The sequence below is a fragment of the Chitinophaga sp. Hz27 genome (genome assembly GCF_042263525.1).
In the GTDB taxonomy this organism is placed as follows: Bacteria; Bacteroidota; Bacteroidia; order Chitinophagales; family Chitinophagaceae; genus Chitinophaga.
Genome location: NZ_JBHKFJ010000002.1, coordinates 126005 through 139977 on the forward strand (window position 1 = coordinate 126005; position 13973 = coordinate 139977).

12 protein-coding genes are annotated in these 13973 nt (G+C 44.2%); 7 read left to right on the plus strand and 5 right to left on the minus strand.

Annotated elements, in window-relative coordinates; translation table 11 throughout:
- Positions 1-7: 7 nt before the first annotated feature.
- The 6 genes from ACE38W_RS04395 to ACE38W_RS04420 all read left to right on the plus strand — a co-directional run bounded on the left by ACE38W_RS04395 (position 8) and on the right by ACE38W_RS04420 (position 5357).
- On the plus strand, positions 8-337 hold the full coding sequence (locus ACE38W_RS04395; protein WP_375829028.1) for an L-rhamnose mutarotase: 330 nt from the start codon (positions 8-10) through the stop codon (positions 335-337).
- 176 nt (positions 338-513) lie between these two features.
- On the plus strand, positions 514-1341 hold the full coding sequence (locus ACE38W_RS04400; RefSeq protein ID WP_375829029.1) for an amidohydrolase family protein: 828 nt from the start codon (positions 514-516) through the stop codon (positions 1339-1341).
- Positions 1342-1351: 10 nt separating this feature from the next.
- Entirely contained in the window at positions 1352-2134 is a 783-nt protein-coding gene (locus tag ACE38W_RS04405; protein ID WP_375829030.1) for an SDR family oxidoreductase, read from the plus strand.
- A 58-nt stretch (positions 2135-2192) separates the two neighbouring features.
- Complete coding sequence (locus tag ACE38W_RS04410) at positions 2193-3431, plus strand: sugar MFS transporter (protein WP_375829031.1); 1239 nt, start codon at positions 2193-2195, stop codon at positions 3429-3431.
- 131 nt (positions 3432-3562) lie between these two features.
- Positions 3563-4282, plus strand: a complete 720-nt coding sequence (locus tag ACE38W_RS04415; RefSeq protein ID WP_375829033.1) for an MbnP family protein — start codon at positions 3563-3565, stop codon at positions 4280-4282.
- A gap of 10 nt (positions 4283-4292) precedes the next feature.
- A complete protein-coding gene (locus ACE38W_RS04420; RefSeq protein ID WP_375829034.1) occupies positions 4293-5357 on the plus strand; it encodes a cytochrome-c peroxidase in 1065 nt (354 codons plus the stop codon).
- Positions 5358-5458: 101 nt separating this feature from the next.
- On the opposite strand, the gene ACE38W_RS04425 is transcribed toward ACE38W_RS04420, so the two are convergent.
- From ACE38W_RS04425 to ACE38W_RS04445, 5 genes are all read right to left on the minus strand, one after another.
- Positions 5459-6028 carry a DNA-3-methyladenine glycosylase I gene (locus ACE38W_RS04425; protein WP_375829036.1) on the minus strand — a complete coding sequence of 190 codons (570 nt, stop codon included), beginning with the start codon at positions 6026-6028 and terminating at the stop codon, positions 5459-5461.
- A 42-nt stretch (positions 6029-6070) separates the two neighbouring features.
- Positions 6071-6643, minus strand: coding sequence for a DNA-3-methyladenine glycosylase I (locus ACE38W_RS04430; protein WP_375829037.1), 573 nt, complete (start codon positions 6641-6643; stop codon positions 6071-6073).
- Positions 6631-8832 carry a DUF4954 family protein gene (locus ACE38W_RS04435; protein WP_375829038.1) on the minus strand — a complete coding sequence of 734 codons (2202 nt, stop codon included), beginning with the start codon at positions 8830-8832 and terminating at the stop codon, positions 6631-6633. Before ACE38W_RS04435 ends, ACE38W_RS04430 begins: the two co-directional genes overlap by 13 nt.
- Positions 8833-8851: 19 nt before the next feature.
- Positions 8852-10687: a glutamine--fructose-6-phosphate transaminase (isomerizing) gene (gene glmS / locus ACE38W_RS04440; protein ID WP_375829039.1), complete on the minus strand. Its 1836-nt coding sequence runs from the start codon at positions 10685-10687 to the stop codon at positions 8852-8854.
- 231 nt (positions 10688-10918) lie between these two features.
- Positions 10919-13288, minus strand: coding sequence for a prolyl oligopeptidase family serine peptidase (locus ACE38W_RS04445; RefSeq protein ID WP_375829040.1), 2370 nt, complete (start codon positions 13286-13288; stop codon positions 10919-10921).
- A gap of 130 nt (positions 13289-13418) precedes the next feature.
- Between ACE38W_RS04445 and ACE38W_RS04450 the strand changes: the two genes are divergently transcribed.
- Positions 13419-13952 (plus strand): histidine phosphatase family protein, encoded by a 534-nt coding sequence (locus ACE38W_RS04450; RefSeq protein WP_375829041.1) that lies wholly within the window; start codon positions 13419-13421, stop codon positions 13950-13952.
- The last annotated feature ends 21 nt before the right edge of the window (positions 13953-13973 follow it).

A 13973-nucleotide genomic window follows, 5' to 3' on the forward strand; every position in this document is an offset into this window, starting at 1 on the left:
TTCTGATATGGCAAGATATTGTCTGGCATTAGATCTGGTAGATGACCCACAGTTGATAGGCGAATATGAATTCTATCATCGCGAGGTATGGCCGGAAATAAAAAAGAGTATCACCGACAGCGGTATCACCGGCATGGAAATCTACCGTGCAGGAAACCGCTTGTTTATGATCATGGAAACCGATGCCTCATTTTCTTTTGAGCGTAAAGGAGCCATGGACGCCGCTAATCCGAAGGTACAGGAATGGGAACAACTGATGTGGAAATACCAGCAGGCGATCCCCGTTGCTAAGCAAGGAGAGAAGTGGGTGATGATGGATAGAATTTTTTCATTATAGTATTTATTTCTCGCAAAGCAGCATAAGGGGCAAAGCAGCATAAGACCTGCATAATATATTTAATTAGATATTGGTCTTAACCAACAAAACATGATCCTTTGCTGCTTTGCCCCTTATGCTGCTTTGCGTGGAAAGCGCCGAAGGCGCACCTTTGCGAGAAAAAACAATCTAACGTTATGATAATAGACGCACACCAACATTTCTGGAAGTATGATCCCATCCGCGACGCGTGGATAGATGATACAATGGAAGTCATCCGTCAGGATTTCTTCCCGGAACAGCTGGAGCCTGTGTTTAAAGCACATGGTATCCAGGGTTGCGTAGCAGTGCAGGCAGACCAGTCAGAAAATGAAACCGCTTTCCTGCTGGACCTGGCAGCCAAACATGACTTTATCAAAGGAGTAGTAGGATGGACGGACCTCCGTTCTACAAGCATCAGTGAGCAATTGCACTACTATTCCCAATTTCCAAAACTGAAAGGTTTTCGTCATATTGTTCAGGGGGAACCAGATCCCATGTTCCTGCTGAGGGAAGATTTTTGCCGTGGGATTCTGGCCCTTGCACAATATGACTTTTCCTATGATATCCTCGTATATCCGAAACAGTTACCTGCCGTAGAAAAATTTGTTGACCAGTTTCCAGCACAACGAATGATTATCGATCATCTCGCCAAACCTGATTTCAAAAAAGGGGAATTAGATACCTGGGCTGCTCATATTCGCAAAATCGCCGCTGCACCTAATGTGTGCTGTAAGATAAGTGGATTGGTAACAGAAGCCGACTGGAAAAACTGGAAAGCACATCAATTCGAACCTTTCCTCGATACGGTACTGGAAGCCTTCGGCTGCGACAGACTACTCTTTGGTTCCGACTGGCCGGTGTGCTTGCTGGCAGCGGAATACGGCGAAGTAAAAGATATCATAACAGATTATATCAGCAGGTTATCATCTGTAGAACAACAAAAAATAATGGGTGGCAATGCCATCGCATTTTATCATTTATAATATTTCAATCATGGATTTAGGATTACAGGATAAAGTGATTATCGTTACTGGTGGCGCCAAAGGCATTGGTGAAGCTATTGCTAAACTGGTGGCAGCAGAAGGTGCTGTTGCTGTTATCGCAGGTCGTAAGACAAGCGATAATGAAAAGACAGTAGCCGACATCGTTGCCGCTGGCGGTAAAGCCTTCGCAGTAACTGCGGAACTGGGAAAAGTGGAAGACTGTAAAAAAGTAATCGATGCTACTGTTGAAAAATACGGAAAGATCGACGGACTGGTAAACAATGCAGGTGCAAACGATGGCGTAGGCCTCGAAAGCGGCTCCCCTGAAAGGTTTATGCAGTCGCTCCAAAACAACCTTTCTCACTACTACAACCTCGCCCACTACGCAATTCCTTACCTGAAAGTCACTAAAGGAAATATCGTAAACATCGGCTCCAAAGTAGCTGCCACCGGACAAGGTAACACCTCCGGCTATGCAGCTTCCAAAGGCGCTATCAACGCACTTACCCGCGAATGGGCCGTAGAACTGCTGCCTTACAGCATTCGCGTAAACACCGTTATCCCTGCTGAAGTATGGACGCCGCTCTACGAAACATGGATCAATTCCCTGCCTAATCCTAAAGAGAAACTGGCTGCCATCACTTCTAAAATTCCTTTCGAAACAAGAATGACCACCTCTGAAGAAATTGCTAATACCACCGTATTCGTACTTTCAAACAGATCTTCACATACAACCGGACAAATTCTTTACGTAGACGGAGGTTACACGCACCTCGACAGATCCATCAGCTAGGATCAGCCAACAGCACTGATACAATATTAATTTTCACACCTGAACACAAAATCTCGTTATGGCCGGAGGCGCAGTAAGTAATTCCACCTATACCAGCACCACTCCAGTTGGAGGGAAGCAACCCAGCTACCTGTTTCCGTTTATTCTGGTAACAAGTCTTTTCTTTTTATGGGGCCTTGCATACGGCCTGCTGGACGTGCTGAATAAGCATTTCCAGGAAGTATTGAATATTACGCCACGCAGATCTACACTGCTACAAGGTGCCTATTTCGGCGCTTACTTCCTGATGGCACTGCCAGCCGGTGCTTTCATGAATAAGTTCGGATACAAAAAAGGAATTATCATGGGACTCCTGTTATATGCAGCAGGCGCATTCCTGTTTTTTCCCGCTGCCAATGCGTTGAATTTTGATTTCTTCCTGCTGGCATTGTTTATCCTCGCCTGCGGACTGGCATGCCTGGAAACAGCTGCCAATCCATATGTAACAGTGTTGGGTTCTCCTGCCACCTCTGAACAACGACTGAATCTATCACAATGCTTTAATGGCCTCGGTTCATTCCTGGGTCCTATCATTGGTGGTGCTTTGTTTTTTGGTAGCGGTAAAGATGATCTGTCTACCGTAAAACTGACCTATATCGTTATAGGAATAGTAGTGCTGCTGATCGCAGGGTTCTTCTACAAAACAACACTTCCTGAAATTAAGGAAGACGTAGCCGAAGGTCCCGAAGTCGTAGCAGATGAACGCCCACTGTTCTCACACCGACACTTTGTTTTGGGTGTAGTTGCACAGTTTTTCTATGTAGCCGCGCAGGTAGGTGTTGGCGCATTATTTATCAACTATGTAACCACTTACTGGAAAGGTGCTTCCAATGAAAAGGGCGCTTACCTGTTATCCGCAGGTATGGTGCTGTTTCTGGCAGGTCGCTTTGTAGGTACGGCCATCATGCGTAAAGTAGCGCCAAATAAATTGCTGGCGCTTTTCGCTATCATCAATGTGGCGTTGTGCGCAGTTGTAATGAGTGGTAGTGGTGCCTTATCCGTATATGCACTCATTGCGGTATTCTTCTTTATGTCTATCATGTTCCCTACCATTTTTGCATTGGGCGTGAAAGACCTCGGAAAAAATACAAAAAAAGGTGCGTCCTTTATCGTAATGTCTATCGTGGGTGGTGCAGCTGTGCCTTACCTCATGGGCGTTGTTACGGAAGCACAATCACTGGCATTCTCCTACGGTATCCCATTAGTATGCTTTATAGTAGTTTTCTATTATGGCGCACTAGGTTATCGCAGAAAATAATATCTTAGCTGCCAGTTAGCAGTTATATCCGCAAAATCATTGTATCTTCCTGACATAAAAGGAATACCATGGTTTTGCGGATTTTCTTTTTCCCCCTGTTTACTGTCCTGTTAAATTGCTGCCGGCCAATAATGGCTTTAGGTACAGAGAAAGATGTCCCACAGGGGGTTTTACCTCCAGATACTGCAATTATTATTTCCTTTTTTAATTATGTTGATGATCAGCCATTGCACTGTAACGAGACGGCCTATACGAATACAGCAGGAGAGACCCTGACCATTTCAAAATTCCTGTACTATATCAGCAATATTGAGCTGCTACAGCAAAATGGTAAAGTCATTCGTATACCCAGCCAATACTTTTTGGTAGACGCTGCCGATTCGGCCAGTCGCGTAATTCATCTCCCTAAAATCCCCACTGGTACTTATGCCGCTATCTCCTGGACCATTGGTGTAGATAGTATTAAAAATGTGAGCGGTGCACAGGCCGGCGCTTTGGCCCCTGAAAATGGTATGTTCTGGACATGGAATAGCGGCTATATAATGGCTAAAATGGAAGGGCATTCAAAATCAGCTCCTACTGCCCTGAATGAATTTCAACTGCATGTAGGCGGCTTTAAATCGCCATATAACAGCCTTCGTAAAGTAAAGCTCACACTCACAACACCACTGATCATTACAAAATCGCATATCACTACTATCAACATCAAAGCAAATGCGGCCGCCTGGTTCCACGGCACAAATGTGATCAGTCTGGCCGAAGGCCCGATAATAATGGCGCCCGGAGCTGCTGCTATACGCATCGCTGACAACTATCAATATATGTTTTCCGTACTGCCTGCAACAAACTAATCCTACGTGAATGAACAAACGAATATCCTATATCATTGCAACATTACTGATGATAGTACTACTGGCCCATACCTGGAAAATGGACGGAGCCAGAGGCAATGAATCGTTCTATTCACCCAAACCGGTTACCCTGCAACTGCCTAAAGGATTTCCTGCTCCTATATACGATTTCTCACAAAACCCGCTTACCCGCGAGGGTATTGCTTTAGGTAGATACCTGTTTTATGATTATCGCCTGTCGAGAGATAGCACTATTTCTTGTGGCTTCTGTCACCAGCAATTCGCAGCCTTCGGACACTTTGATCATGCACTGAGTCATGGTGTTTTAGGCAGACAAGGAAATCGCTCTGTTCCGGTTATTTTTAATATGATTTTTGAGAAAGATTTTATGTGGGATGGCGGCGTGAATAACCTGGAAATACAGCCATTGACGCCACTTACCGATCCCAATGAAATGGGAGTCGACCTGAGGGAGTTGTTGGTGAAGATGAAGGCTGATCCCAAATATCGTAAGATGTTCAAAGCGGCATTCGGTACAGAGGAAATCACCAGCCAGCGGATGTTTCGGGCGATTACTCAGTTTGTGGCTACCATGATATCTGCTAATAGCAAATATGATAGTGTGGTAAACAAACTTGGCGATGCGGCCTTTACGCCGGAAGAACAGGCAGGGTATGGCATCTTCCAGCAAAAATGTGCGGTCTGCCACAAAGAGCCTTTATTTACTGACCAAACCTTTCGTAGCAACGGCTTGCCATACCTCGAAGCCCTCAACGATGTTGGCCGTATGAAGATCACTGGCAACACCCGTGATTACCTGAAATTTAAAGTGCCAACCTTACGTAATATCCTGAAGTCAGCGCCATATATGCATGATGGCCGCTTCTTCGATATCTATCAGGTATTCAACTTCTATGATCACGGCATTAAAGCTACAGCTACCACCGATCCACTGGTGAAAAATGGTATCCCGCTAAGTGAACCACAGAAGCGACAGCTCTATATGTTTTTGAATACCCTCACGGATTATAAACTCATTCAGCAGAAAGATTTAAGCGAAATAATTATCCCCTAGCAACGGGATTACCTCGTTTACACGAACAAGGGAGTGCCGTTGGCACTCCCTTGTTCGTGTAAAATTATTTATGAAAACGACTTAAAGAATTAAAGCCATCATTATGCCTTCCTTCTCCAGCAATCTTCCAGATGATCATTCACCATTCCTACCGTCTGCATAAATGCATAACAAATAGTACTGCCGGCAAATTTAAACCCACGCTTCAGCAAAGCCTTACTCATGGCATCTGAGATGTCTGTTTTGGCCGGTACTTCCGCGATGGATTTAAAATGGTTTTGTATAGGCTGCTGATCTACAAACGACCAGATATATTTGTCAAAAGTGCCAAACTCTTTTTGCACTTCCAGGAATACTTTTGCGTTGTGGATAAAGGAGTTGACCTTTAACTTATTGCGGATAATCCCTGGGTCCAGCAGTAATTGTTCCAGCTTCTTATCGTTGTATTTAGCCATTTTCCGGGCATCGAAATGATCAAAGGCTTTACGGTAATTTTCTCTCCTGGAAAGGATAGTATACCAGCTTAGGCCCGCTTGAGCGCCTGCAAGACAAAGCATTTCAAATAACCCACGATCATCGTGATTGGGAACACCCCATTCATGATCATGATAGTCTTTATAGAGCTGGTCCCGGTTACACCATTCGCAGCGTTTTTTTTCAGTTGTCGGCATTCTTTAATGATTTTTGATATACATCCGTCATACAAGATACCGCTATTTTTTCTTCGCCTTCCAGCAATCAGCCACATGATCATTGACCATGCCTACTGCCTGCATATAGGCGTAACAGATAGTACTTCCCACAAACTTAAAACCGCGTTTCAGCAGGTCTTTGCTCATGGCATCGGAAATAGCTGTTTTGGCCGGTACTTCCGCCATAGACTTAAAGTGGTTCTGAATGGGTTTGTGGTTTACAAACGACCAGATATACTTATCAAAAGTGCCAAACTCTTGCTGTACTTCCAGGAATGCCTTCGCATTGGTGACAAAGGCATTTACCTTTAGCTTATTGCGTATGATACCTGGATTTTCCAGTAAGGCTGCTATCTTCTTTTCATTATATTTCACCATTTTGTTCGCATCGAAATTATCGAAGGCTTTGCGGTAATTTTCTCTTTTGGTAAGCACCGTATACCAGCTAAGGCCGGCCTGCGCGCCTTCCAGGCAAAGCATCTCAAATAACGTATGGTCGTCATGGTTAGGTGTTCCCCATTCATGATCATGGTAATCCTGGTATAGCTTATCTTTTGTAGCCCAGCCACAGCGGGTTTTTTCTACAGTTCCCATTCTTTGATGATTTGACGTACTTTGGTTTTGTACTCTTCCAGCTCATTCATGGTGGTGTTGATAAAGCTATTGTTTTCGAGGCTGCCTACTACTTTGTTCATTTCCTGTTCATTGCCGTAAGTCATCTTGCGGAATGGATTTTTGTAATCTTTTTCTCTTGATTTGAAAATGCTTTCTGCAATCCATTCTTTTGTTTGCACGCTGTCTGTAAGCCACTCTGCCAGTTGAGCTGTTGAGAAGTTCTTTAAAGGTACTTCTTTTATTTCCAACATACATGCAACGGCATGTTGCAGTTTATCAGTGGCATAATCATTACTGATTTCCTGATAGGCTTCATGCATCTGTTCCCAGTTGGAGATACGGTTTTTACGTACCTTTTGCTTCAGCGCTTCCACTGTGTCAGTTTTCATTAACTGTCCGCCAATGTTGAGCCATGCGCCACGCTTTGCACTTTTCACCGCTGCCTGCAAGGCCAGGAAGGAAGGCTTATCTGCTTCCAGGATATTTTTGATGCCGTATAACACAATCAATTCCCGGAAAAGAGGATATGCCTTATGTACTTTCAGCAGCTGCGTTTTGCGGCCACTGTTTTCCATATTATCTACCAGAATAGTCAATCTACTTACATCCTCCGGACGTTCCAGCAGTAGCTCTTTTCCTTTCTTGCGTAACTCTTTTTCAGCGAGCTCTTTTTTAGGCGTGTTTTCAGGAAGTGCATACCAGGCCTTAGCCGTGGCCACTTCCATGATTGCAAGTCCTGTAAACATCTCTTCTACAGAATCCGGCGCCAGATAATCATATTCCAGGTGCTGTACCCGCACAATACGTTTATCTCTGTCTACATACTTCCAGGAGTTACGTGCAATGGCGTACATATTGTACAAAAACCAATACCCTGGCATGATACGTAAGGTGTTATCATGCTCATCGTTGCTCACCAGACTGAAAGGAATATTAATATTCAGTTCAGACATATAATTTCCTTTAGCCAGCAATGTGAAGCTGGCAAAGCGGGAATTATGTTTTAAGCTTACACATAGACCAGGCCAGAACCCTCTTCCAGCAATGATTTCGCCATCTGCTCCTCTGGAGTTGTGGTTAGAGCCAACGGTAGCACCAGCCGCCATATTACTTTGTCCCATCACCAAAGAGGCGCAAAGAAAAGAATTGTTATGGTGCTGCTCATGGGCCGGAAATATCAATGAATTCAATACTTCACAGCAAGAGATGGTAGAATTATTACCAAGATAAGAGTTGATAAGACGCGCGCCATATTTCAGCTGTGAGTGAGAGGCCATCACAAAGCGCACTGCTTTCACACCGTAGAAGATGCGGCATCCAAAACCGATGATACCATTAACCATTTCGCAGCCTTCTCCTATTTGTGAGCTGGCTTCTGCTTTACTGTTAATGGTAAGATTTTTCAGCTTGTTGGCGCCCTTGAGATAAGCGTCAGTACCGATGGTTACATCTTTGATCATGCGGCAATTCTTAATTACCGTGCGATCACCTACCATGCCATAGTAGCCGCGTTTTTTATCGAATTGTTTTTCGGTGAAGTTGCGGAACTGTTGCTGCAGTTGTTCATCATCTCTGTAACGGGTCCACAGGTAAGCATCTCCAGGTAACATGCCATCGAAAGGTAATACTGCTCTGCCACCATTTTCGTTGCAAAGCTCCATTTCTATACGCAAACTTTCCTGCTCACCAGTTTTGATAATACCATTACCGAATTTAGCTACATCAGTGGTGACCATTTCATTTACATTGGCAACAATTACTTCATTGCCGATGATATAATGAGAGAGATAATTGACATTATGTATCACCACATTATCACCGAAATCACAAGAGCAGATAGTGCTGTGATATAGGCCCACTGGTAGTTTCAGACTACGGTGCTCTAGGTAGTATGGTTCCAGCTTACCGATGCGCACCATCCCAAAAAAGTGACAGTGCTGCACCAGCTGCGGATTGAATTCATTCGAAACGAAAATATTATTCCAGTTATCGGAAGTATTGTCGTTGCGTACGAGTGCTTCCACTTCGTAGGCTGTCAGCTGCCGATACTGGTCATGGTTTTTCCATTGTTCGTTCCTTAAATAGTATTCATCTTTTCCTTTAGGAAGTTCACCTTCAATAAAATTATACCCCAGCTCACCAAGGGGCATTTTTCGGATTTTGTTCATGGATACACTATTCTTAAGTCTATTCTACAGTTACGCTCTTAGCGAGATTTCTTGGCTTATCAACATCATATCCTTTAGATACGCCGATATGATATGCCAGTAACTGCAAAGGTATGACACTAATAATTGGTGCCACCAATTCATCTGCCGCAGGTACAACAATTACATCATCTACCATTGGAGGAATGATTTGATCACCTTCTGTTACAATCGCTATCACCTTGCCTTTGCGGGCTTTGATCTCCTGAATGTTAGATACAATTTTTTCGTAGAAACTATCTTTTGTTGCAACTATCACTACTGGCAGATTTTCATCGACCAGTGCGATAGGGCCATGTTTCATTTCTGCCGCAGGATAACCTTCTGCATGTATATACGAAATTTCCTTCAGCTTCAGCGCGCCTTCCAGTGCCACAGGGAAGTTATATCCACGGCCGAGGTAGAGGAAGTCGCGGGCATCTTTATATTTCTCTCCGATCTGTTTTACCTGATCGTTCAATTTTAATGCAGTGGCAACTTTCTCAGAAATGGCCTCCATTTCATCTAACAGATGCTGGTAACGCTGTGGGGTGATGGTGCCTTTTTCCATCGCTACTTTCAGCCCTATCAGCGCCAGTACGGTCAGCTGTGCGGTAAACGCCTTGGTGCTGGCAACGCCAATTTCTGGGCCTGCGTGTGTATAAGCACCTGCATCGGATAAACGGGCAATAGAAGAACCTACTACATTACAAACGCCGAGGATAATAGCTCCTTTCTGTTTAGCGCTTTCAATGGCTACCAGCGTGTCGGCTGTTTCTCCAGATTGGGATACGGCAATGATAACATCTCCTTTACCTACAACCGGATTTCTGTACCTGAACTCAGAAGCATATTCTACTTCTACTGGTATGCGACAAAGTTCTTCTATCATGTATTCCGCTACCAATCCCGCGTGCCAGCTGGTGCCACAAGCCACGATGATGATGCGGTTCGCATTTTTCAATAGCTCCATATGATCACGGATACCACCTAATGTCAAGGTGCCATTTTTAGCATCCAGTCTTCCACGTAAGCTATCGTAAATGGTTTGTGGTTGTTCGAATATTTCTTTCAGCATGAAGTGATCATAACCACCTTTTTCAATTGCGGCGAGATCAATATCCAGTTTTTGAATATAAGGTGTCTGACGTTCGTTGCTGATATTTTTTAAGATCAATTCATCATTTTTGATGATGGCAATTTCGTAGTCATTTACATATACTACTTCTTTGGTGTATTCAACGATAGGAGAGGCATCGGAAGCGAGGAAATGTTCGCCTTTGCCTACGCCGATTACCAGCGGGCTTCCTTTTCGTGCAGCGATCAGGGTATCTGGATTTTCCTGGTCGATGAGTACAATGACATAAGCGCCTACTACTCTTTTCAGTGCAATGCGCAGTGCTTCTTCGAGCGTGGAGTCATTACTTTTTTTAATTTCTTCAATAAAGTGAAGTAGTACTTCTGTGTCCGTGTCGCTCTGGAATACATGTCCCTTGTTTTCCAGTTCCTGTTTCAGCTGTACATAGTTTTCGATGATACCATTATGTACCATCGCCAGTTTACCATCCTGTGAAAGATGCGGGTGTGCATTGCGGTCGCAGGGTTCGCCGTGGGTAGCCCACCTGGTATGGCCGATAGCGATATGTGAGCGCATATCTTTGCCAGTGCAATATTCTTCCAGTGCGGCTACTTTATCTTTCTTCTTATAAACTTTGAGTCCATCGTTGATAATGGCAACTCCGGCGCTGTCATACCCACGGTATTCCAGTCTTTTAAGGCCTTTCAATACGATCGGGTAAGCTTCGCGCTGCCCGAGATAAGCTACGATTCCACACATATGGTTCTTATATTTTTTGTTGAGGTTTGATGCTGGTGCTAAAATGTAAAATAATAAGACTGCTAATGGCTCAGCAGCTAGTTTAACATGACGCGTGCAATAATTTAAATCTGTTTAAAAATAAAAAAAGGGATACGGTGAGATGATGTCCTGTTATTAACGATCTGTTAATAGCAGTCTTTCATCATTCACCGTATCCCTTAAATATAATTTGTCAGGGCTGGAACGAAGTTATTTCAGTAACGTTTCATTGAAAAGTTTCAAGATACGTTTGTATTCGTCCGTCCAGCTGCTAGGCGTGGTAAATCCGTGGTCTTCTACCGGAAATACTGCCAGCTCCCAATTGTCTTTTCCTAATTCTATCAGCCTTTGTGATAATCTTACGATATCTTCAAAATGAACATTCGTATCTACCATGCCATGGCACATCAGCAATTTGCCCTGTAACCCTGCTGCATGGTAAATTGGCGAGGAGCGAAGATAAGCAATACTATCTGTAAATGGCTCATTCAGGATATTGCTGGTATAGCCATGATTATAGTGTGCCCAGTCGGTCACACTTCTCAAAGCTGCGCCTGAAGCAAATGTACCGGGTTTGGTGAACATGGCCATGAGGGTCATAAACCCACCATAGCTACCGCCGTAAATACCTATACGCTTCGGATCTACTCCGGCTTTTGATACCAGGTATTTTGCAGCGTCCACCTCATCATCAAGATCCTTGCCACCCATGAAACGATAGATGCCAGTACGCCAGTTACGGCCATATCCGGCACTTCCTCTATAGTCGACATCCATTACCGTATATCCGAGATCTGTCAGCAGGTTATGGAACATGTACTCTCTAAAGTATTGGCTCCACCAGCGGTGGGCATTCTGCAAATATCCTGCCCCATGTACAAAAATAACCGCTGCCCCGTTATTTTTTTTCTGATCTGGGGTATACAAACGGGCATAAATAGGCTGATTGTCGCTGGCTGTAAAGGTAACAACCTGAGGGTCTCTCCAGTTATATTGTTTGAATTCTTCACTTTGCGCCTGGGTGGTTACCTGTTGCGGTTTGCTGCCCGGGATATTTTGCTGGATATATAACTCCCATGGCTTATTGGAATAGCTGTATCGGAAGGCGATCCACTTTTCATCTGGCGAAACAAAAACTTCATTTGCACCCTGCATCGTAGTGATACGTTCCTGCTTATGCGTGGCTATGTTAAGTTTATAATATTGTTTCTCCCCAGGATGTACTTCGTTGGTAGTTATATAAAATGTTTTTTTATCGGCAGAAAGTTGGGCATCTTGTACCTCATATTGACCAGAGGTAAGTTGCTGTTGTTGACCATTTACCACATTATTAGTATATAAATGTGAGTAGCCGGTGGCCTCAGATTGATACCAACAGGTGTTTTCATCTATCCAGCCAATATTGCTTCCACCGAAGCTCCAGCCAATGCCAGGGCCAGCGATCCAGGCTTCATCACGCTGACGATTAATCGATTTCAGTGTTCCTGTAGCCGGGTCCAATAAGGCAATCCATCGGTCTTTATTATCCAATGAACGGATATCCACGATGGCGTTGCTGCCGTTGTCCGACCAGTATGGGCCATTCACGATTACTTCTCTTACTTTCGCAGAGTCCTTTTTCGTATAGTCTTTTACGTAATCAGGCTGGTCCTTTATTCCCGGAAGTTGAGCTGTGCCTATCGCTAAAACAGTGTCGGCTACACGGTCGTATACATAACTTTTGAAGCTACCCTCAGGTGCCCCCACCTTTTCCCTGGAAGGGATATCAGTAGTGAAGCCTGTGCTAGTAACGAAGTTAGGAACGATCGTGTTTTTCGCATCCTTAGGCGCTGCAAAAAGTCGGTAGGTAATGTAGCGCCCATCAGGACTCACCTGTACTGCTTGTAATTCTTTATCTTCCAGGTACAAGGAGCGTAGCGCCTTCGGCTGATATTGACTATTCCAGGATTTGGTGGCATCTGCCTTTGCTTTTTTATCACGGATGATCTGTAATAAAGCCAGCTGCTGGGCCTTCAGGTATTTTTCCTGATCGTTGCCTTTTTCCAGTTCATCTTTTGCTGCTGGTGGCTTATTGCCAGCAGTGAAGTTAGTTAGCTGGGAAATGCTGCCACTGCTACGATTCCAGCTATACATATTTTCACCCTGACGGAAAGACACGGCTTCATCATGCTGGATAAATGCAGGAGCATATTCTGGAGCGGTTGTATTGGTAATACGCGTTTCCTTTCCTGTTTTTATATCATATAGGTAGATGTCCCCATAGTAGCTATATACCAACATGGTATGTGCATTATTATAAACGCCGTTACTCCTGGCGCTGATAATACCTCGCTCAGCTGCTACAGTCTTTACAGGACTGGTATTTTTCAACTGAATACGATACAGGGAATCAGTTAAACTTTTGTCGGGGTTCCAGCTAAAGTAGATCGTCTGGTTATCGGTACCCCAGAAAATATTATCGGGAGATGTTCCCATCCATTTGGGGTCGCGCATAATCTTTTCTACTGTAAGTGGCGACTCCTGGGCATAGGCGTGACTGGCTGATAAAAAAATTATGGCCGGTAAAAACCATTTTCTCATAGCGGTTGATAAATTTGTTAGGTGATAAAAGTAATGGATAAATTGCGAACAGCCGAATAAGCGCTGGCTGGACTTTTATCAATTGTGATGACCGGTTATGTGCCTTCATATTATGCCTTAACTTTACAGTATGCGCCTGATTTTCATTTTTTCCCTCATAGGCCTGATGGTGGCCTGCCAGCCTAAAGCGCCGGAAAAACAGATCATTCCCGTGTCGGATGATACTACTTTCCTTACCGGTACCATTTACCTCGTCCGCCATGCCGAACGGTATGAAGGATATGATTCTACGCTTACCCCTGAAGGCCGTATCCGCGCCGGTAAGCTATACCACGAGCTGAAAGACTCCGGCATCAATAAGATCTATATCACGCGATATCGCCGTAGTATTGAAACGGCAGACAGCTTCCGTATCCTGGGGAAAGTAGATACCTGCTTCTATCAGGCCGATACCACCGGAGAATCACTGATCTATGAAATTACCCGCCATGAAGACTGGGGCAAACATATCCTCGTTATCGGTCATGCCAATACCATGGTGCCTATTATCAAGGCCTTAGGCGGTAAATCGCCAGTGAGTACTATCCACGACAAGGATTTCGAACATATGTTCGTCATTAAGAAGATAAAGGCAGAAACGTCAGTGCAGGAGAAATGTTATTGAGGTTAAATTGTTGATATGGAA